Origin of the sequence: Neisseria animalis (genome assembly GCF_900636515.1) — a bacterium.
In the GTDB taxonomy this organism is placed as follows: Bacteria; Pseudomonadota; Gammaproteobacteria; order Burkholderiales; family Neisseriaceae; genus Neisseria; species Neisseria animalis.
On the sequence record NZ_LR134287.1, the window covers coordinates 733,231 to 751,670 of the forward strand.

Below are 18,440 nucleotides of genomic sequence, written 5' to 3' on the forward strand. Positions count from 1 at the left end.
CGTGTTGTGCAGTCCGACTTTATTTGTAAGAATTTCGCAGTGACGGAGCATGTTTGCCGCCGCGTTCGTGCAAGCGTTCGATCAGTCCGGCTGTTGTGTTCGGCGTGCCGTTCACGCAGAATGCCTGATACAGCACGGCGCGAAGCTCATCGTTGCGGCTCATGGCCTGACCGAGCGGTTTCCATTCGCCTTTGCGCGGCTGAATCCAGCGGTTGTTGACCGTGTCGCCATAACTGAATACTTTGTAGGAAGAGCGTTTGTCGCCGCCGAGATTGAAAGACGAGCGGGCGCAGAACATGCCTTCGGCCGTCAGGTTGTCATGGCCGTTTGCCGACTGCACGTTCAGGATATAGCGGATGCTGGTGTCGGGAGCGGGCATGATTTGCAGGCTATTGAGCAGGATTTTCGGCTTTTTGCCGTAGTGTTCGCCGACATACAGATCGAACCATTCGCCGGAACCGGTATCGGGCAGCGGCGGCAGTTCGGCTTCCGCTTCTTTAAATTCGCGGGCGGCTTTTTCGGCAGCACTTTCCTGATAGCGGATATTGGTCAGCGTGTCTTTATCGCTGCGCGGCAGCGCAAAAGCGGTGGCGGCAGACAAAATCAGCAGCGGCAGAATCAGACGGCGCATGGTGTTCTCCAAAATGAAAATATGCTGCATTTTAGGGTTTGACGGGTGCAGGTGCAAGCAGATGCGGTATAATTAACCCAATCTTAAATTATCTGAAACAAATATTATGCAGACTTTAGACGTTACCGGATTGAAATGCCCGCTGCCGATTTTGCGTGCCAAAAAAGCCTTGGCGCAGATGGCGGACGGAGAAGTGTTGACGGTATGGGCAACAGACGGCGGTGCGCCGGGCGATTTTGAAGCATTCTGCCGCCAAACCGGACACGAGCTGCTGGAATCAACCGAAGCAGACGGCGTATTCACGCTGGTGGTCAAACATAAATAATGCCGTCTGCAAAACAACCGATTGAGGAGCAACCATGCAAACCCTGACCATTATCCGGCCTGATGATATGCACCTGCACCTGCGCGACGGCGACGCGCTCAAAGCCGTTGCCCCGTATACTGCGCGGCAGATGGGGCGTGCGGTCATTATGCCGAACCTGAAACCGCCGGTAGTGAGCGTGGCGGACGCGCTGGCTTACCAACAGCGTATTTTGGCGGCATTGCCCGAAGGCAGCACGTTTGAACCGCTGATGACGCTCTACCTTACCGACAAAACAACCCCGGAGCTGGTGCGCGAAGCCAAGGCAGCCGGCATCGTGGCGTTCAAACTTTATCCGGCGGGGGCAACCACTAATTCCGACTCCGGCGTAACCGACCTGTTCAAGCTGCTGCCGGTGTTGCAGGAAATGGCGAAGCAGGGCGTATTACTGCTGGTGCACGGCGAAGTAACCGACAGCGATATTGATATTTTCGACCGCGAAGCGGTATTTATCGAGCGCATCATGAAGCCTGTTTTGGCGCAAGTGCCGGATTTGAAAGTAGTGTTCGAGCATATCACCACTGCCGAGGCTGCGCGCTTGGTGTCCGAAGCAGGGGATAATGTTGCCGCTTCGGTAACCCCGCAGCACTTACTGCTCAACCGCAACGATTTGCTGGTTGGCGGCGTGCGCCCCCACCACTTCTGCCTGCCGGTATTGAAACGCGAAACACACCGTCAGGCATTGGTTGCCGCGGTAACAGGCGACCAAGCGAACAAATTCTTTTTGGGTACGGATTCCGCACCGCACGCGCAATCAGCCAAAGAAAATGCCTGCGGTTGCGCCGGTATGTTCAGCGCACTGACCGCCATCGAGCTGTACGCCGAAGTATTCGAACAGGCAGGCGCGTTGGACAAACTGGAAGCCTTTGCCTCGAAAAACGGCGCACGTTTCTACGGCCTGCCGGAAAATACCGACACCATCACATTGGAAAAACAGTCGCAAACCGTACCCGAAAGTATTCCTTACGGCAATGAAACGCTCGTACCGATGCGGGCGGGCGGCGAAGTGGCGTGGCGCGTGCGTTATTGACGTTCCGCAAACGCCAAGGCCGTCTGCAAAATAACGGTATCATCAGATAACGCAAAACGAGGTAAGCAGCCAAGCCGCGAACTGTACGGACAGCATGAAACGGGTTGGCTGCTTCGGCAGCTTGGGCGTTTTCTTTGAACAAAACAACGCAACACCGTACATTTTGTGTGAAATGACCATCGTTCAGACAGCCTGTACCGGCATTTACCCGAAGCGGCAGCCGTTTGCAGACGGCATCAATACGCAGTTTTCTTTTATAGTCTTTTAAAATAAGAATGATACAGCGTTGCTTTGCCTTGTCGTACTATCTGTACTGTCTGCGGCTTCGCTGCCTTGTCTCATTCTCATTTTATTCGACTATATTTGTCGGAACAGCAAACCACAAATGCTTTCCGATTCCCATTTTAACCACCGACAATCTTGAGGAGTATCCATGTTTGGAAAAGCCGGACTGGGCGGCCTGATGAAACAGGCGCAACAAATGCAGGAAAATATGAAAAAGGCGCAAGCCAAATTGGCGGAAACCGAAGTTGAAGCCGAAGCCGGCAACGGCTTGGTTAAAGTAACCATGACGTGCAGCCACGTTGTCCGCAAGCTGGAAATCAGCCAAGACCTGATTGCCGAAGCCGCAGACGACAAAGAAATGCTGGAAGATTTGATTTTGGCCGCCGTAAACGCCGCCTCCGCCAAAGCCGAAGAAACGACCAATAAAACCATGGGCGCGTTTACCCAAGGTTTGCCGGCGGGCGTAGCAGACTTTTTCCGCTAAGTATAACCGCAAAGGCCGTCTGCAAAATCATATGCAGACGGCCTTTTTTGCGGATATAACAAAATCATCTTTACTACAAACAAACCATTCTTTCCCTTTTTCAGACGGCCTGTTTACAGTAACGGCTATCACGATTATTGCAGGCGAAAGAACACCATGTCCCTCCAAAACCACCACCTCGACTGGCTCGAAGCCGAATCTGTCCACATTATCCGCGAAGTCATCGCCGAAGCCAAAAATCCGGCGTTGCTGTTTTCCGGCGGCAAAGACTCCGTGGTCTTGCTTTCCTTGGCGGTTAAAGCCTTCAAAATCGAAGGCCGCCCGCTGAAGCTGCCGTTCAAGCTGCTGCACGTCGATACCGGCCATAACTACCCCGAAGTGATTCAGTTCCGTGACGAAACCGTTGCCCGAACCGGCGTACAGCTTGTGGTCGGCAGCGTGGAAGACTCCATCAAACGCGGCACGGTGGTTTTGCGCCGCGAAACCGATTCGCGTAATGCCGCGCAAGCCGTTACTTTGGTGGAAACCATTGAAGAACAAGGTTTTGACGCGCTGATGGGCGGTGCGCGGCGCGACGAGGAAAAAGCGCGTGCAAAAGAGCGCATTTTCTCCTTCCGCGACGAATTCGGCCAATGGGATCCGAAAAACCAACGCCCCGAGCTTTGGTCGCTTTACAATACCCGCCTTTTCCCGGGAGAAAACATGCGCGTGTTCCCGATTTCCAACTGGACGGAACTCGACATCTGGCAATACATCGCCCGTGAAAACCTCGCGCTGCCGCCGATTTACTACACGCACCAACGCGAAGTGGTCGAGCGCAACGGCTTACTCGTTCCGGTTACACCGCTCACCCCGAAACGCGAAGGCGAAGTTTCCGAAATCCGCGATGTGCGCTTCCGTACCGTCGGCGACATTTCCTGCACCTGCCCCGTAGCCAGCACCGCCGCCACGGCCGAAGACATCATCGCCGAAACCGCCGCGGCCACCATTTCCGAACGCAGCGCCACCCGCATGGACGACCGCGTTTCCGAAGCGGCGATGGAAGAGCGTAAAAAAGCCGGTTATTTCTGATTTTGCAGACGGCTTGGTAAAGAAATGCCGTCTGCATTTTGAAGACGGCGGCAGAACGAATGGGAGTTAAGCGGTTAGGTATTTAACGCCAACGCCGCCGCCACCATTTCCGATCGCAGCACAACCCGCATGGACGACCGCGTTTCTGAAGCGGCGATGGAAGAGTGCAAAAAAGCCGGTTATTTCTGATTTTGCAGACGGCTTGGTAAAGAAATGCCGTCTGCATTTTGAAGATGGCAGCAAACCAAATGGCAGTATGGCAGTGAAGCGGTTAAGTGCTTAACGCCAACGCCGCCGCCACCATTTCCGAGCGCAGTGCCACCCGCATGGACGACCGCGTTTCCGAAGCGGCAATGGAAGAGCGCAAAAAAGCCGGTTATTTCTGATTTTGCAGACGGCGTAACTAAGAAATGCCGTCTGCATTTTTGAAGACGGCAGCAGAACGAATGGCAGTGAAGCGGTTAAGTGCTTAACGCCAACGCCGCCGCCACCATTTCCGAGCGCAGTGCCACCCGCATGGACGACCGCGTTTCCGAAGCGGCGATGGAAGAGCGTAAAAAAGCCGGTTATTTCTGATTTTGCAGACGGCGTAACTAAGAAATGCCGTCTGCATTTTTGAAGATGGTGGCAAATCAAATGGCAGTATGGCAGTGAAGCAGTCAGATGTTTCACGCCAATATCGGATAAGCGGAAGCGGGGCGTTTGGATAAGGCTGCTCCGACCAATCTTATCGTGCGGGTATGTTTGGCTTGATGGGCTGGGAAAATTATCGGTTATATCGGATTTATAACGGTTTTTGTTTGGATTTGAGTTATAGTCATTTAAAATAAGAATGATACAGCGTTGCTTTGCCTTGCCGTACTATGTGTACTGTCTGCGGCTTCGCTGCCTTGTCTTATTCTTATTTTATTCGACTATAAATATGAAAACGGATAAACGTTTGGATTGCGTTTATCCGTTTTTTATCTGTGGTTTGTCTGTTTATCGCTTTGCTCCGGCGGCTTGAGGTTTGCTCCGATCGGATTTGCCGGTATCAGACAAAAAGCTGCCCAAGGGCAGCCTTTTGTATGGGAACAGCGGTGCGAACGGGTGCGGCCGCCAAACCTTAAATCAGTATTGGCTGGCGGGTTTGATGGTTTCGAGGTCGAGCGGTTGTTCGGTAACGAGGATGCCGTCTTCGTCGCTGTAAAGGTAGTGGCCGGGAACAAAGTCTACGCCGCCGAAGCTGACGGTGATGTCGGTTTCGCCCGCACAGGTTTTGCTGCTGACGCGCGGATTGGTGCCCAAGGCTTTAGTGCCGAAATCGAGCGTGTCCAATACCGCGCTGTCGCGCACCACGCCGTAAATAACGGTGCCTGCCCAGCCGTTTTCGGCGGCATAACCGGCGATGATGTCGCCCATCAGGGCGCTGCGGAGCGAGCCGCCGCCGTCCACGACGAGCACTTCGCCTTCGGAGGGATTTTTGAAAATCCGGCGGATAAGGCCGTTGTCTTGGTTGCAGCGCACGGTGCGGATTCTGCCGTGGAATTTTTTGCGCCCGAAACTGCGGAACTGGATGTCGCAGGTGGGCGCATCGGGGTAGTTGTCCATGATGTCGGCAGTGGCGAAAGTGTGTGTCATGCTGTGTCTCCTTTGTTTTGACGGTAGTGGTGCCGTCTGAAAAACGGTCCGGCAGTGTTTCGGTATGCCGCTATGGTTTTGCAGACGGCTTTTCGGTATTTTTTATTATGTGTCGGGCGGGTGGTTCAGCGGATTTGGCCGTTGCCCAATACTACCCATTTTTGCGAGGTCAGGCCGTGCAGGCCGACCGGGCCGCGGACGTGGATTTTGTCGGTGGAAATGCCGATTTCCGCACCCAAGCCGTATTCGAAACCGTCAGCGAAACGGGTGGAGGCATTGACCATCACGCTGGCACTGTCTACGGCGCGTAAGAAAATCTGCGCGTCGGTGTAGGATTCGGTGATGATGGCATCGGTGTGGTGGCTGCCGTGGGTGTTGATATGGGTAATGGCTTCTGCCAGATTATCGACGATTTTGACCGATAACACCGGCCCCAAATATTCGGTCTCCCAATCCTCTTCGGTGGCTGCCTGAATATGGGGCAGGATTTCCAAAGTACGCGTGCAGCCGCGCAGCTCGACCGGTTTTTCTGCTTGCGCGTATTGTCCGGCCAATGCGGGCAGGATTTCTTGCGCGCGGGCGGTGTGAACCAGCAGTGTTTCCATGGTGTTGCAGGTGCCGTCGCGCGAGGTTTTGGCGTTGTAGGCAACGGCCAGTGCTTTTCCGGTATCGGCGGCTTGGTCGATATAGACGTGGCAGATGCCGTCGAGATGTTTGATGACGGGCACGCGCGCTTCCGCGGCAATCCGCGCCACCAGCGATTTGCCGCCGCGCGGAATGATGACGTCGATTAATTCGGGGCTTTGCAGCATCGCGCCGACGCTTTCGCGGTCGGTGTTTTCAATCAGGCGCACGGCATCGGTGGGCAGGCCGTTTTCGCGTAATGCCCGGGTGATGAGTCCGGCGATTGTCGTATTGCTGCGGAAGGCTTCGCTGCCGCCGCGCAAAATGCAGGCGTTGCCGGATTTCAAACACAGGGCGGCGGCATCAACGGTAACATTCGGGCGGGATTCGTAAATGATGCCGATAACGCCCAGCGGCACGCGCATTTTGCCGATTTGCAAACCGTTCGGGCGCAGACGGAATTCGTCCATTTCGCCGACGGGGTCGGGTAGGGCGGCGATTTGGCGCAGACCTTCGCACATGCTGTCGATGGTGTTTTCAGTCAGCTTCAGGCGGTCGAGCATGGCGGCATCCAAACCTTTGGCGGCGGCTTGCTCCATGTCTTGCGCGTTGGCGGCGAGAATGTCGGCCCGGTGCTGTTTGATGAGTTCCGCCATGTGCAGCAGGGCGGCGTTTTTTTGTGCGGTAGAGGCATTGCTCAGGGCATAAAAGGCTTGTTTGGCAGCAGCGGCGGTGCTGCGGACGTAGTCTTGAATGTTTTGCATGGTGGTGTGCCTGAAGATAGGATATTTGATGATAACCGAAAAAGCCTTCAAGCGGAATATGCAGACGGCTAGAAACGGTAGTTCAGCCCGATGGTGGCACTGTAACGGTTGGGGCGGATATTGCCGGTGTCGATTCTGCCCAAATAGTTGTAGGCGATACCGGCATCGATGGAAAGGTTTTCTTTGAGGTGGTATTGCGCGCCGGCAATGACACCGGCTCCGAAGGAGACGCGCTCTTCAAAAATTTCTTGGCGGGCAGTTTTGCTGCTGTTCAGCTTCAGGCGGTTCAGTCCGAGCCGCGCACCGGCGTAAGGGGTAATGGCGGTGGCGTTGCGGAAGTCGTAGATGGCGGAAACGCCAACCGATTCTATGGTTAAATCCGCTGCTTCGCCGTCTGCTGCCGTATCGTTGTCTGCCCAGTTTTTGAAAAATGTATAGTCGGCGGTATAGCGTACGCCGTTGTTGTTGCCCAAGGTGAGGCTTGCGTTGGGGAGCTGGTCGGCACTCGGGCGGACCTCTACCGCTTCTTGTTCCAATGCTTGAGCGGTGGAGCGGACTTGTACCTCCGGCGGTTGGGCGGGCAGGAGAGCGGGGGCGGTGAGGGCTGAAATCAGGGCTATCCGAGTAATCATAGGCACACCGTATGTTCGTATGATTATTTGGGGCAGTTTGGAATAAATGGGCGGTTCGGACAAGATGGTTGGGTTTGATGGTTAACAGACTATATCATAATCTTTGAACCGGTTTGCAGAAACGGGCGGGAAGAAGATAAAAAGCCGTCTGCAAAAGCGATGGGTAACGCTATCGGAATTTGCAGACGGCCTTTGGGGTATGTTTAGAAATCAGAAGTTGTAGCGCAGGCCGACATTCGCGCCGTATTGGCTGACTTTACCGTCGTTGGCTCCGATTTTGCCCAAGTAGTTGTATTCTAAACCGGCATTGGCAGCCAGCTTGTCGGTAAATTGGTATTGTGCACCGGCCAAGCCGCCGATACCTACTGTGGTGCTGGTTTCAGAAACGGTACTCAGGGAGTTGCCATAAACGGTTCGGCTGTCTGCATCAGCAATGTTCAGGCCGAGACGCGCGCCGACATAGGGGGTCAGAGCGGTAGCGTTTTCAAAGTCGTAAATGGCAGACAAACCGACGGAGTGGACTTTCATTTTAGCTTTGTGGTCGAATGGTACGCCGCGATTTACGCCTTTTTCATGATTGTCGAGTTTGCCGAAGTAGGTGTAGTCCAGTGCATAACGGAGCGCACCGGTGTCTTTACCGACAGCAATACGGGCGGAAGGGTTGGTGTCTTTTACTTTGAAGACGCTTTCTTTAACTTGCAGTTTGGATGCGCCGACATCGCCTTGTACATACCAGCCGTTGGCGGCTGCAATACCGGACAAACCTGCCAGAATGACGGTTAATACAGTTTTTTTCATCATGATTACTCCGTTAGTCAGAGGGAAATAAAAGGTTGTTTTTTCCTATCGCTATTATAGCAAAAGACAATAATAAAATAAGCCGTTTGGCCGATTTTTTTACGAAAATATTGATAATAAGTTGAATTATTATATTATTTCATTGTATTTATAGTCGAATAAAATAAGAATGAGACAAGGCAGCGAAGCCGCAGACAGTACGCATAGTACGGCAAGGCAAAGCAACGCTGTATCATTCTTATTTTAAATGACTATAATTTGATTTTTATAGAGGCAAGGATACGGAAAAGGACAAAAAAGCCGTCTGCAAAAACGATAGCAAAACTATCGCTGTTGCAGACGGCTTTTGGGATATTCAGAAATCAGAAGTTGTAGCGCAGGCCGACATTTGCGCCGTATTGGCTGATTTTGGTGTCAACCGGGCCTACTTTGCCCAAATAGTTGTATTCCAAACCGGCATTGGCAGCCAGCTTGTCGGTAAATTGGTATTGTGCGCCAACCAAACCGCCGATACCGACTTGGGTTTTGTCGTGAGAATGGCTGTATTGGACGGTATCTGTTTCACCGTTGGTATCCAAGCTCAGGTAGTTGAGGCTGGCACGCAGACCGACATAAGGCGTCAGCGGGGTGGTATTGTGGAAATCATAGAAGCCCGAGATACCGGCAGAATGGGCGTTCAGTTTGGCTTTGTGATAACCGTCTGTACCGTAGTTGTCGGTATTTTTCAGCGTACCGAAATAGGTATAGTCGAAGGCATAGCGGAAATTGCCCAAGTCTTTACCCACGGAAACGCGGCCGTAAGGTTTGGTGTCTTTGATTTTTCCGCCTTCTTCTTTGGCTTGCAGCTTGGACGCGCCGACATCGCCTTGTACATACCAGCCGTTTGCAGCGGCAACACCGGACAGACCGGTCAATACAGCAGTCAATAACAGTTTCTTCATGGTGTACTCCTTATTAAGTTTTCGGGTAGGAAAAGCTGCTTGCTTACCTTGATGCCACTATACCATATGCGGACATATGCCGATGTGATGAAGGTGGAAACGGGCATGCCGCTTTACTGCCAATACATTGATTAGTCGGCATATTTCTTTTGTTGCCGGTTTGCAACAGCGGGTTTGGGCGCGGCAGTTATCGCATGAAAAGCGCCATTCGGGTTCAGAACAGGAGCGTTAATCCTCTCGGGCAGCTTGATAAACCGTGTCGGGCATAAGTTTGTTCAGGCAGTCGGTGTGTCCCAGCGGGCATTCCCGTTTGAAGCAGGGGGAGCATTCCAGATTGAGACTGATGATTTTGGCTTTGGGCGACAGCGGCGGCGTATGGTCGGGGCTGGACGAGCCGTAAACGGCGATGACTTTGCGGTCGAGTGCGGCGGCAAGGTGCATCAGGCCGCTGTCGTTGCACACGACTGTTTCGGCGCAGGCCAGCAGGTCAATGGCTTCGGAAAGCGTGGTTTTGCCGCAAAGATTGGTGCAAAGGCCGTCTGCAAATCGGTTGATTTCTTCGGCAATGGCGAAATCTTTTTGCGAGCCGAACAGCCAAACCTGCCGCCCCTGCCGGATATAGCGGAGGGCGAGTTCGGCAAAATGGCGGGCGGGCCAGCGTTTTGCCGGGCCGTATTCTGCACCGGGGCAAAAGGCGATAACGGGCTTGGCGGTGTCCAAACCGTGTTTGGCCAAAGCCGCCGATTGTTCGTCGGGGTTGATGGTAAACAGAGGATTGTCGGATACGCCGTTAAAGGCTGACTGACTCGGGTAGGCGAGGGCAGTATAGCGGTCAACCATCAGCGGGAGGGCGGCTTTGTCGAGCTTGCGGATGTCGTTGAGCAAGATATAGCGTGATTCGCCGACATAGCCCGTGCGCTGTCTGATGCCGGTAGCGAAGGCGATGATGGCGGATTTGAGCGATCCGGGCAGAACGATAACTTGGTCGTAACCTTGTTTGCCGAGTTCGCGACCGATTTGCCAGCGTTTTTTGAGTTGTAATGCGCCGTGCCCGAACGGATTTTCGATGATGCGGTTGACTTCGGGCATGCGCTCAAATACGGCCATTGACCATTTCGGCGCGAATACGTCGATGGTGCAGCCGGGGTGCAGTTGGTGGAGGCGGCGGTACAAGGGTTGCGTCATGACGCAGTCGCCTATCCAGCTTGGGGAGATGATGAGGATTTTTTTCGGCATGGTGTTCTGTCGGGAAAAAGGAAACGGACGTGCCGTCTGTAAATATAGTCATTTAAAATAAGAATGATACAGCGTTGCTTTGCCTTGCCGTACTATGTGTACTGTCTGCGGCTTCGCTGCCTTGTCTCATTCTTATTTTATTCGACTATATGCCGGCAGACGGGAAAACTGTTGCAGCGGTATCCGGAAGGATTGTTTATGCCGTCTGCAGTTTGCAGTTTTTTGCGGAGAGTCATTTTCCGGCTGTCGGTAGGGGTTTGGCTATTTTCGCATAAAAAATTCCGCCCTCAAAATCGGACTTGAGGGCGGATACGGTTTTGCAGACGGCTTAGTGCTGATGTGCCGCGCCGTGGTTGTGTCGGTGTGCGGTCGGTTTGGGAGCGTTTTTCACCGGAATGTCGATGGTTTGCGCTTTGCTGTGTTTGAACTTCAGCGTTACCGGTATGGTTTCGCCTTCTTTCAGCGGACGTTTCAGACCCATAAACATAATATGGTAGCTGCCCGGTTTCAGTTCGGTGGTGTCGCCCGCGCCCAGCGGTACGCCGCCTTTGACTTCGCGCATACGCATCACGCCGTTGTCGTTGACGTGGGTATGTACTTCGACGCGCTCGGCTACGGGGCTGCTGCCGCCGAGCAGGAAGTCTTGTTTTTTATTGTCGTTGTGGATATTCATGAATGCGCCGCCCATCTTCATGCCTTCTACGGTGGCGCGCGCCCATTGGTCTTTGACGTGGATGCCGGCAGCCGCTGCGGTGCTGCACAAGCCGGCCAAAACGAGGGTTGCCAATAATTTTTTCATGTCTGTTCCTTTGTGTTCAAGGGAAGTCATTCGGAAAAGGGGAGTTGTCGGAGTGATATAGTCATTTAAAATAAGAATGATACAGCGTTGCTTTGCCTTGCCGTACTATGTGTACTGTCTGCGGCTTCGCTGCCTTGTCTCATTCTTATTTTATTCGACTATATTACAGGGAAACGCTGTGTACGGATATTGATTCAGATTAAATAATTATTAATTATTTGTAACTAATTATAAAGTATTAGATTAAATTCAATCCGTATTCGCGCCATAAGGCAATCAGCCAGACAACCGCCAGCAGCACCAGCGCCAAAAGTTGTGCGGCAGAACCGGCGTCTTTGGCGCGCTTGGCCAATTCGTGTTTGGCGGTGGAGGTGTGGTCGACGGCGGCTTCGATGGCGGTGTTGAATAATTCGGTAATCAGCGAAATAAAAGAAGCGGTAATCAGCAGCATTCGCGTTGCCGGACCGAAGGAAAAAATAAATGCCGCGGCAATCAAGACGATGTGCAGGATAAGCAGTTGGCGGAAGGCACTTTCGTGGCGGAAGGCGGCTTTCAAACCGTCTATGGAATAGCCGAACGCATTGATGATGCGCTGAATACCGGTTTTGCCTTTTTTATCGGCGGCATATGAAGAGTGTTTCATGAGCGTGCTGCGGAATAAGGAAATCAATCGGCAAAGGCCGTCTGCAAAAAAGCGGGTTGCGGTTTTGCAGACGGCCTTCGGGTTTAGATGGTGCTTTGGCGTTGGACGGCGTCGGCAAACATGGCGGCAACGTCGAAACCTTTCTGCTTCATGATTTCTTGGAAACCGGTCGGGCTGGTTACGTTGACTTCGGTCAGGTTGCTGCCGATAACGTCCAAGCCGGCAAGTAAAATGCCGCGGCGTTTGAGCTCGGGGGCGAGGGTTTCGGCGATTTCACGGTCGCGCGCGCTCAATTCCTGCGCGACACCGCGCCCGCCGGCAGCCAGATTGCCGCGTGTTTCGCCGTTTTGCGGAATGCGCGCCAAGGCAAACGGTACGACTTCGCCGCCGATAATCAAAATGCGTTTGTCGCCGTCAACGATTTCAGGAATATAGCGTTGCGCCATGATGGTGCGGCTGTCGAGCTGCATCAGGGTTTCCAAAATGCTGCCGGTGTTGGGGTCGGCTTCGGTGAGGCGGAAAATCCCCATGCCGCCCATGCCGTCGAGCGGTTTGACGATGATGTCGCCGTGTTCGGCCAAAAAGCGGCGTACATCGGCGGAGCGGGTGGTCACCAAAGTTGGCGCGGTAAATCGGCTGAAATTCAAAATCGCCAGTTTTTCGTTGAAGTCGCGCATGGCTTGGCCGCTGTTGAATACTTTTGCGCCTTGTGTTTCGGCCAGCGTCAGCAGTTGGGTGGCGTAGAGATACTGCATGTCAAACGGCGGGTCGGTACGCATAATCACGGCATCAAAATCTTTCAAGGCCGTCTGCACTTTGCTGCCGGAGGCAAACCATGCGTAATCGCGGTCGTCTTTTGCGCCGAGAAATTCAAACGGTGCGGCCTGTGCGCTTACTGTGCCTTGCTGTACGGAAAGTTCGCTGCTCAAGGTGTGCGATAGTTTCCAGCCGCGGCCTGCCATTTCGCGCATCATGGCATAGGTGGTGTCTTTATAGGTTTTGAAGGTTGCCATCGGGTCGGCGATAAACAGGATATTCATGGTGGTCCTTAAAGATTGCGGCGGCGGAATGAGGCCGTCTGCAAATGGCAGACTGTTTGGTGCAGAATGTTTGAATGGTTTAAGTTACCGCGTTGCCGCCGGGCGGTCAAGCCGTCTGCAAACCATACCGGCATTTTGCAGACGGCCTTGCGGAATCAGTTTGGCAGGTGGGGCATGGGATCGACGGCTTTGCCGTTAATCCGTACTTCAAAATGCAATTTCACGCTGTCGGTATCGCTGTTGCCCATGGTGGCGATGACCTGCCCTGCCTGAACCTGCTGGTCTTCGCGTACTAAAATGCTGTCGTTGTGGGCATAGGCGGTAATGGTGTTGCTGTTGTGGCTGATGAGAATCAGCTTGCCGTAACCGCGCACGCCTTCGCCGACATACAGCACTTTGCCTGCGGCGGCGGCTTTGATGTTTTGTCCGAGCATGCCGCCGATATTCAAGCCTTTGTTGCGGGTTGCATGATAATATTGAATAATGTTTTGACGGCCGTTGTCGGTCGGCCATTGCAATGCAAGGCGGTTTACGGGGGTAACGGCGTGTGCGGGCTGGCCGGTTGTTGCGGCGGAAGAGGTGTTGCGGCGTACGCGCAGAAGTTGCCCGACTTCGATTTTCGATGCGTCGGCAAGGTTGTTCCAAGCGGCCAGCGTTGCAACGCTTTGTCCGTAGCGTTTGGCGATGCGGAAGAGCGTGTCGCCTGCTTTGACGCGGTAGTAGCCGTTGGGTACGGCCGCGCTGCTTGAAATTTTCACTGCTTTGCCGCCGGTGGGCTTGCTGTTGCCCGAGCAGGCGGCAAGTGCAATCAGGGAAACCGTCATACAGACGGCCTGTGCGGAATGTTTGAGAAAAAGGGCTGGTGTTTTCATAGGCCGTAAGGATAACAAATCTTACCGCCGTGCTGCACCCGAAATCCGCCTCCCTTACTTTTTTTTACCCCTGCAAACGCTTACCCGATTTCACATTAAAAGGTATTGAAAGCATAGGCGGCAGGCTTTATGTTAGTATGCCTGAACATGATAAAGATAAAGAAAGGTTCTGAATGCAATTTCTCGGTATCGGTTTTTTGGTGCTGCTGTTTTTGGAAATCATGTCGATTGTCTGGGTGGCAGACTGGATTGGCGGCGGTGCGACTTTGCTGCTGATGGTGGTGAGTTTTGTCAGCGGGGTATTGATGTTGCGCCATACCGGATTGTCGGGCGTGCTGTTGGCCGGCGCGGCGGTACGGAGCGGGCAGGATATTTCCCTGTATCAGATGCTGTGGCCGATACGTTATGCGCTGGCGGCGTTGATGCTGATGAGTCCGGGTTTTATTTCCGGTGTGTTCGCGCTGCTGTTGCTGCTGCCGATTAAGGGCAGACCGGTGGCTCAAGCGGGGCGGAATGCGGGGTTTCAACAGCATAATCCGTTTGCCCGGCAGCAGAAGGGCGATAACGGGGGCGATGATGTCATCGAAGGGGAATATACCGTTACCCGCCATGAGCCTTCTGCCAAACAGCAGGATTATATCGAGCACAAACGCGATTGAGAAAGCAAGTGTCAGGCCGTCTGCAAAATAAATAATTTTACAGACGGCTTGTTTATTTGCGGCCGGTCAATGCTATACTTACAAATTGTTAACCTTTTGATACCGTCCTGCAATCATACGGAAACGAGCATAAGATGAGCAGAATCCAGCAGACCTTTCAGACCCTGAACGGGGCAAAAGCCCTGATTCCCTATATTACCGTAGGCGATCCCGATACGCAGACTACGTTGGCATTGATGCACAGCTTGGTTGAAAACGGCGCGGATATTTTGGAATTGGGCGTACCGTTTTCCGACCCGATGGCAGACGGCCCGACCATTCAGCGGGCGGCTGAACGCGCTTTGGCAAACGGCGTATCGCTGGCAGATGTGTTGGAAGTGGTAAGGCAGTTCCGCCAAAGCAACGATACGACGCCTGTGGTGCTGATGGGCTATCTCAATCCGGTGCACAAAATGGGCTATGCGCGGTTTGCACAAGCAGCCGCCGAGGCCGGTGTGGACGGCGTGCTGACTGTTGATTCTCCGGTAGAGACCATCGCGCCGCTGCAAAGTGAGCTGCAGGCAAACGGCCTCGACTGTATTTTCCTGATTGCGCCGACCACCACCGAAGAGCGTATCCGCACCATCGCGGAGATGGCAGGCGGATTTGTGTATTACGTTTCCCTGCGCGGGGTAACGGGTGCGGCCAGTTTGGATACCGAAGAGGTTTCGCGTAAAATAGAGTTGTTACGCAAATATATTTCCATTCCGATCGGTGTCGGTTTCGGTATTCATGATGCACAAAGCGCGCGCAAAATTGGTGCGGTTGCCGATGCCGTCATCGTGGGCAGCCGTATCGTCAAGACCATTGAAGACAACGCCGGCAACGAGGCCGGTGCGGTTGGCGCGTTGGTTGGTGAATTGAAAGCTGCCATCCGCTGAATATTTTGGGTGCGCCGGCAGTTGCCGCCGCGTGCCGTCTGAAAAAACGGCTTCGGTTGCTGCCGGAGTCTTATCGAAGGAGTTTCCATGAGCTGGTTAGATAAAATCCTGCCGCCGAAAATCAAACGTGATGATAAAAGCGAATCCAGCGTACCCGAAGGTTTGTGGCACAAATGCCCGTCCTGCTCGGCAACCGTTTACTCAACCGAATTGAAACAAAACAATTCCGTTTGCCCGAAATGTGATTACCACAATCCGCTTTCCGCCCGCGAACGCCTGAACCTGCTGTTGGATGCGGAAGGCCGCGAAGAAATCGGCGCGCAAGTGAAGCCGACTGATCCGCTGAAATTTAAAGACAGCAAAAAATATCCCGACCGCTTGACGGCTGCCCGCAAACAAACGGGGGAAGATGATGCGCTGGTGGTCATGAAAGGGACGATGGGCGGTTTGCCGGTAGTGGTGGCTGCGTTTGAATTCCGCTTTATCGGCGGTTCTATGGGATCGGTAGTGGGCGAGCGTTTCGTACAAGGCGTACGCCGCGCAGCAGCGGATAATTGCTCCTTTATCTGCGTTTCCGCATCAGGCGGCGCGCGTATGCAGGAAGGCGTAAATTCTTTGATGCAGATGACCAAAACCAGCGCGGCATTGCATCTTTTATCGGAAAAACGTCTGCCGTTTGTATCGGTGTTAACCGATCCGACCATGGGCGGTGTATCCGCCAGCTTTGCTTTCTTGGGTGATGTGGTGCTTGCCGAACCGAATGCCTTAATCGGCTTTGCAGGGCCGCGCGTGATTGAGCAAACCGTGCGGGAAACGCTGCCCGAAGGTTTCCAACGTGCGGAATTTCTGCTGGAAAAAGGCGCAATCGACCAAATCGTCGATCGCCGCGTGATGAAGCAGCGCATTGTCGATTTGATTACGCTGTTGGGACGTAGGGAAAAAACCAACGTCGCTTAAGATATTATTGATTGCAAAAGGCCGTCTGTAAATGCAGACGGCCTTTTTAGTCATTTTATAGTCATTTAAAATAAGAATGATACAGCGTTGCTTTGCCTTGCCGTACTATGTGTACTGTCTGCGGCTTCGCTGCCTTGTCTCATTCTTATTTTATTCGACTATACATGGGTTTCACGCAGAGCAGAAAGATACCGTGCTGCCTAAATTTTGTTCAAAGAGGAGTTTTGAGCAGGCTGCTGAAGCGGTCGAGCCGCGCCCCATATTGTGCGTACAGTCTGCCGTTGTGCAGCCTTGCCTTATGCTGAGTGATTTAACGATATATTGTTTCGCTCTCAAATCATAAAATCCAAGCCGGTAAAGTCGATATTTTGATTCATGTCGGCAGACGGAACTTTATTGGAACGTCCGACCGGTTTGGCGGGAACGCCGACAACGGTAATCGATGACGGCACATCGCTGACCACTACGCTGCCTGCGCCGACTTTGGCGTTTTCTCCGATGCGGATGTTGCCCAAAATCGAAGCGTTTGCGCCAATCATCACGCCGTCTGAAACTTTCGGATGACGGTCGCCGCTTTCTTTGCCCGAGCCGCCGAGGGTTACGCCGTGGAGAATCGAAATGTTGTTGCCCAACACGGCTGTTTCGCCGACGACGAAGCCGGTGGCGTGGTCAAGCATGATGCCGTGGCCGAATCGGGCGGCGGGGTGGATGTCGGTGCCGAATACTTCCGACATGCGGTTTTGCAGGAAATATGCCAGCGTTTGGCGGCCGTTTTGATACAGCCAGTGGTTGATGCGGTGTGCCTGAATCGCATGGAAACCTTTGAAATACAAAAGCGGCAGCGAGTATTCGTCGCAGGCGGGGTCGCGTTCGTATACGGCTTTTAAGTCGGATTCGACGCAGCCGATGATGTGGCTGTCTTCCGAAAGTGCCAGCAGATACATTTCATACAGAATCCTTGCGTCCATAATCGGGCTGGAAAGTTTGCTGGACAGGTGGTAGGCAAGTACTGAAGCCAGCGAGCCGTGGCGCAGTACGGTTTGGTGCAGGAAACTCGCCAAAATCGGTTCTGCGGCGGCAGCGGCTTCGGTTTCTTCGCGAATGGTTTGCCACAAATCGAAATCTGCGGTGTTGAGGTGGTCTTTTTTGATGTTTTGCATAATAAAGGCCGTCTGTAAAATGGAAAAAAGCGCGTGTGCGGACTTGTGCCTGTACGCTTGCGTATATCTTACCGTTTATCGCGGTTTTGGCATAGTGCGGAAAATGCTGTTTTTAGAACGGTTTGGCAGTTGGAAAAGGAAAGGTTGCTACCGTTTGGGCTTGAAATTTTTGCAGACGGCCTTATATGTCGTGAAATGATGTTATGACTGCTGTTTTTCCATTAAAGGATGCCGATATGAACGAACAAACCCAAACTGTCGAAGAAGAAAAAGTAGCTGCCGCAGAAGAAACGGAAGCAGTGGAGGCTGCGGAAGTTGCAGGTGGTCAGGAAGCAGAAGAAGGGCAGGTTGTGGAAAAACCTTCTTATGAGGACTTGGAAGCGCGTATTGCCGAGTTGGAAGGCCAAGTCAAAGACGAGCAGCTGCGCGGCTTGGCCAACGAGCAAAACCTGCGCCGCCGCCACCAGCAGGAAATCGCCGACACCCATAAGTTTGCCGGACAAAAATTCGCCGCCGAAATGCTGCCGGTGAAAGACTATCTGGAAATGGCGCTGCTGGATCAGAGCGGTAATTTCGACGCGCTGAAAATGGGCGTGCAGATGACTTTGAACGAGCTGCAAAAAGCATTCGATGCCACCCAAATCAAAGAAATCAACCCGCAGGCAGGCGACAAGCTCGATCCGCACCAACACCAGGCGATGCAGACCGTGGTCAGCGAGCAGGAGCCGAATACCATCGTCAGCGTGATGAAGAAAGGCTATACCCTGTCAGACCGCGTATTGCGTCCGGCAATGGTGGTGGTGGCGAAAAAAGAAGATTGAAAGCACCGCCTGATGATGTTTGTCAGGCATAAAATTTTCAGACGGCCTTATCCCCCATCTCATTAGGAAACCGTGTTGCCGGGTCGTCA

Annotated in this window: 21 protein-coding genes and 2 pseudogenes; 10 read left to right on the top strand and 13 right to left on the bottom strand. The window is 53.2% G+C overall.

The genetic code is table 11. From position 1 onward, the window contains the following. Positions 1-19: 19 nt before the first annotated feature. Positions 20-631 carry a CNP1-like family protein gene (locus EL111_RS03430; protein ID WP_123795989.1) on the bottom strand — a complete coding sequence of 204 codons (612 nt, stop codon included), beginning with the start codon at positions 629-631 and terminating at the stop codon, positions 20-22. Positions 632-737: 106 nt separating this feature from the next. Here EL111_RS03430 and EL111_RS03435 point away from each other — a divergent pair, with 106 nt between their 5' ends. From EL111_RS03435 to EL111_RS03470, 6 genes and pseudogenes are all read left to right on the top strand, one after another. After that, on the top strand, positions 738-956 hold the full coding sequence (locus EL111_RS03435; protein ID WP_123795934.1) for a sulfurtransferase TusA family protein: 219 nt from the start codon (positions 738-740) through the stop codon (positions 954-956). Between the two features lie 34 nt (positions 957-990). Next, positions 991-2,025 carry a dihydroorotase gene (gene pyrC, locus EL111_RS03440; RefSeq protein ID WP_123795935.1) on the top strand — a complete coding sequence of 345 codons (1,035 nt, stop codon included), beginning with the start codon at positions 991-993 and terminating at the stop codon, positions 2,023-2,025. 433 nt (positions 2,026-2,458) lie between these two features. Next, on the top strand, positions 2,459-2,794 hold the full coding sequence (locus tag EL111_RS03450) for a YbaB/EbfC family nucleoid-associated protein (RefSeq protein WP_123795936.1): 336 nt from the start codon (positions 2,459-2,461) through the stop codon (positions 2,792-2,794). Between the two features lie 156 nt (positions 2,795-2,950). After that, positions 2,951-3,865, top strand: a complete 915-nt coding sequence (gene cysD / locus EL111_RS03455) for a sulfate adenylyltransferase subunit CysD (RefSeq protein WP_123795937.1) — start codon at positions 2,951-2,953, stop codon at positions 3,863-3,865. 290 nt (positions 3,866-4,155) lie between these two features. Then, positions 4,156-4,251 (top strand): annotated as a pseudogene (locus EL111_RS03465) (sulfate adenylyltransferase subunit CysD); the annotation flags it as partial. A 94-nt stretch (positions 4,252-4,345) separates the two neighbouring features. Continuing rightward, positions 4,346-4,441, top strand: a pseudogene (locus EL111_RS03470) (sulfate adenylyltransferase subunit CysD); the annotation flags it as partial. Between the two features lie 534 nt (positions 4,442-4,975). Here EL111_RS03470 and rraA read toward each other — a convergent pair. The 11 genes from rraA to EL111_RS03520 form a co-directional block, all read right to left on the bottom strand. Continuing rightward, positions 4,976-5,485, bottom strand: coding sequence for a ribonuclease E activity regulator RraA (rraA, locus tag EL111_RS03475; RefSeq protein ID WP_123795938.1), 510 nt, complete (start codon positions 5,483-5,485; stop codon positions 4,976-4,978). Positions 5,486-5,610: 125 nt separating this feature from the next. Continuing rightward, complete coding sequence (locus tag EL111_RS03480) at positions 5,611-6,873, bottom strand: glutamate-5-semialdehyde dehydrogenase (protein ID WP_123795939.1); 1,263 nt, start codon at positions 6,871-6,873, stop codon at positions 5,611-5,613. A 68-nt stretch (positions 6,874-6,941) separates the two neighbouring features. Then, positions 6,942-7,505 (bottom strand): opacity family porin, encoded by a 564-nt coding sequence (locus EL111_RS03485; protein WP_123795940.1) that lies wholly within the window; start codon positions 7,503-7,505, stop codon positions 6,942-6,944. A 210-nt stretch (positions 7,506-7,715) separates the two neighbouring features. Beyond that, positions 7,716-8,306 carry an opacity family porin gene (locus EL111_RS03490; protein WP_123795941.1) on the bottom strand — a complete coding sequence of 197 codons (591 nt, stop codon included), beginning with the start codon at positions 8,304-8,306 and terminating at the stop codon, positions 7,716-7,718. Positions 8,307-8,665: 359 nt separating this feature from the next. Continuing rightward, complete coding sequence (locus EL111_RS03495; protein ID WP_123795942.1) at positions 8,666-9,244, bottom strand: opacity family porin; 579 nt, start codon at positions 9,242-9,244, stop codon at positions 8,666-8,668. Positions 9,245-9,472: 228 nt separating this feature from the next. Then, complete coding sequence (gene waaF, locus EL111_RS03500) at positions 9,473-10,480, bottom strand: lipopolysaccharide heptosyltransferase II (RefSeq protein WP_123795943.1); 1,008 nt, start codon at positions 10,478-10,480, stop codon at positions 9,473-9,475. Between the two features lie 328 nt (positions 10,481-10,808). Further along, the gene (locus EL111_RS03505) at positions 10,809-11,279 is read right to left on the bottom strand and encodes a copper chaperone PCu(A)C (RefSeq protein WP_123795944.1); all 471 of its coding nucleotides are present in this window, start codon (positions 11,277-11,279) and stop codon (positions 10,809-10,811) included. A 238-nt stretch (positions 11,280-11,517) separates the two neighbouring features. Continuing rightward, positions 11,518-11,922: a diacylglycerol kinase gene (locus tag EL111_RS03510; RefSeq protein ID WP_123795945.1), complete on the bottom strand. Its 405-nt coding sequence runs from the start codon at positions 11,920-11,922 to the stop codon at positions 11,518-11,520. 83 nt (positions 11,923-12,005) lie between these two features. Next, complete coding sequence (gshB, locus tag EL111_RS03515) at positions 12,006-12,962, bottom strand: glutathione synthase (RefSeq protein WP_123795946.1); 957 nt, start codon at positions 12,960-12,962, stop codon at positions 12,006-12,008. Between the two features lie 8 nt (positions 12,963-12,970). Beyond that, the gene (locus EL111_RS10765) at positions 12,971-13,096 is read right to left on the bottom strand and encodes a hypothetical protein (protein WP_269471080.1); all 126 of its coding nucleotides are present in this window, start codon (positions 13,094-13,096) and stop codon (positions 12,971-12,973) included. Between the two features lie 21 nt (positions 13,097-13,117). Next, positions 13,118-13,786, bottom strand: coding sequence for a peptidoglycan DD-metalloendopeptidase family protein (locus EL111_RS03520; protein WP_123795947.1), 669 nt, complete (start codon positions 13,784-13,786; stop codon positions 13,118-13,120). Positions 13,787-14,007: 221 nt separating this feature from the next. On the opposite strand from EL111_RS03520, the gene EL111_RS03525 reads away from it, so the two are divergent. The 3 genes from EL111_RS03525 to accD all read left to right on the top strand — a co-directional run bounded on the left by EL111_RS03525 (position 14,008) and on the right by accD (position 16,370). Further along, positions 14,008-14,493, top strand: a complete 486-nt coding sequence (locus tag EL111_RS03525) for an FxsA family protein (protein WP_123795948.1) — start codon at positions 14,008-14,010, stop codon at positions 14,491-14,493. 134 nt (positions 14,494-14,627) lie between these two features. Continuing rightward, the gene (gene trpA, locus EL111_RS03530; protein WP_123795949.1) at positions 14,628-15,413 is read left to right on the top strand and encodes a tryptophan synthase subunit alpha; all 786 of its coding nucleotides are present in this window, start codon (positions 14,628-14,630) and stop codon (positions 15,411-15,413) included. Positions 15,414-15,500: 87 nt separating this feature from the next. Next, positions 15,501-16,370: an acetyl-CoA carboxylase, carboxyltransferase subunit beta gene (accD, locus tag EL111_RS03535; RefSeq protein ID WP_123795950.1), complete on the top strand. Its 870-nt coding sequence runs from the start codon at positions 15,501-15,503 to the stop codon at positions 16,368-16,370. A 332-nt stretch (positions 16,371-16,702) separates the two neighbouring features. Here the strand turns inward: accD and cysE are convergent, their stop codons facing one another. Beyond that, on the bottom strand, positions 16,703-17,521 hold the full coding sequence (cysE, locus tag EL111_RS03540) for a serine O-acetyltransferase (protein WP_123795990.1): 819 nt from the start codon (positions 17,519-17,521) through the stop codon (positions 16,703-16,705). 245 nt (positions 17,522-17,766) lie between these two features. Here cysE and grpE point away from each other — a divergent pair, with 245 nt between their 5' ends. Further along, positions 17,767-18,351, top strand: coding sequence for a nucleotide exchange factor GrpE (grpE, locus tag EL111_RS03545; protein ID WP_123795951.1), 585 nt, complete (start codon positions 17,767-17,769; stop codon positions 18,349-18,351). Positions 18,352-18,440: the final 89 nt, after the last annotated feature.

Coding starts and splice junctions, on each gene's coding strand:
- EL111_RS03430 (WP_123795989.1), bottom strand. CDS start 631: ATGCGCCGTCTGATTCTGCCGCTGCTGATTTTGTCTGCCGCCACCGCT.
- EL111_RS03435 (WP_123795934.1), top strand. CDS start 738: ATGCAGACTTTAGACGTTACCGGATTGAAATGCCCGCTGCCGATTTTG.
- pyrC (WP_123795935.1), top strand. CDS start 991: ATGCAAACCCTGACCATTATCCGGCCTGATGATATGCACCTGCACCTG.
- EL111_RS03450 (WP_123795936.1), top strand. CDS start 2,459: ATGTTTGGAAAAGCCGGACTGGGCGGCCTGATGAAACAGGCGCAACAA.
- cysD (WP_123795937.1), top strand. CDS start 2,951: ATGTCCCTCCAAAACCACCACCTCGACTGGCTCGAAGCCGAATCTGTC.
- rraA (WP_123795938.1), bottom strand. CDS start 5,485: ATGACACACACTTTCGCCACTGCCGACATCATGGACAACTACCCCGAT.
- EL111_RS03480 (WP_123795939.1), bottom strand. CDS start 6,873: ATGCAAAACATTCAAGACTACGTCCGCAGCACCGCCGCTGCTGCCAAA.
- EL111_RS03485 (WP_123795940.1), bottom strand. CDS start 7,505: ATGATTACTCGGATAGCCCTGATTTCAGCCCTCACCGCCCCCGCTCTC.
- EL111_RS03490 (WP_123795941.1), bottom strand. CDS start 8,306: ATGATGAAAAAAACTGTATTAACCGTCATTCTGGCAGGTTTGTCCGGT.
- EL111_RS03495 (WP_123795942.1), bottom strand. CDS start 9,244: ATGAAGAAACTGTTATTGACTGCTGTATTGACCGGTCTGTCCGGTGTT.
- waaF (WP_123795943.1), bottom strand. CDS start 10,480: ATGCCGAAAAAAATCCTCATCATCTCCCCAAGCTGGATAGGCGACTGC.
- EL111_RS03505 (WP_123795944.1), bottom strand. CDS start 11,279: ATGAAAAAATTATTGGCAACCCTCGTTTTGGCCGGCTTGTGCAGCACC.
- EL111_RS03510 (WP_123795945.1), bottom strand. CDS start 11,922: ATGAAACACTCTTCATATGCCGCCGATAAAAAAGGCAAAACCGGTATT.
- gshB (WP_123795946.1), bottom strand. CDS start 12,962: ATGAATATCCTGTTTATCGCCGACCCGATGGCAACCTTCAAAACCTAT.
- EL111_RS10765 (WP_269471080.1), bottom strand. CDS start 13,096: ATGCCGGTATGGTTTGCAGACGGCTTGACCGCCCGGCGGCAACGCGGT.
- EL111_RS03520 (WP_123795947.1), bottom strand. CDS start 13,786: ATGACGGTTTCCCTGATTGCACTTGCCGCCTGCTCGGGCAACAGCAAG.
- EL111_RS03525 (WP_123795948.1), top strand. CDS start 14,008: ATGCAATTTCTCGGTATCGGTTTTTTGGTGCTGCTGTTTTTGGAAATC.
- trpA (WP_123795949.1), top strand. CDS start 14,628: ATGAGCAGAATCCAGCAGACCTTTCAGACCCTGAACGGGGCAAAAGCC.
- accD (WP_123795950.1), top strand. CDS start 15,501: ATGAGCTGGTTAGATAAAATCCTGCCGCCGAAAATCAAACGTGATGAT.
- grpE (WP_123795951.1), top strand. CDS start 17,767: ATGAACGAACAAACCCAAACTGTCGAAGAAGAAAAAGTAGCTGCCGCA.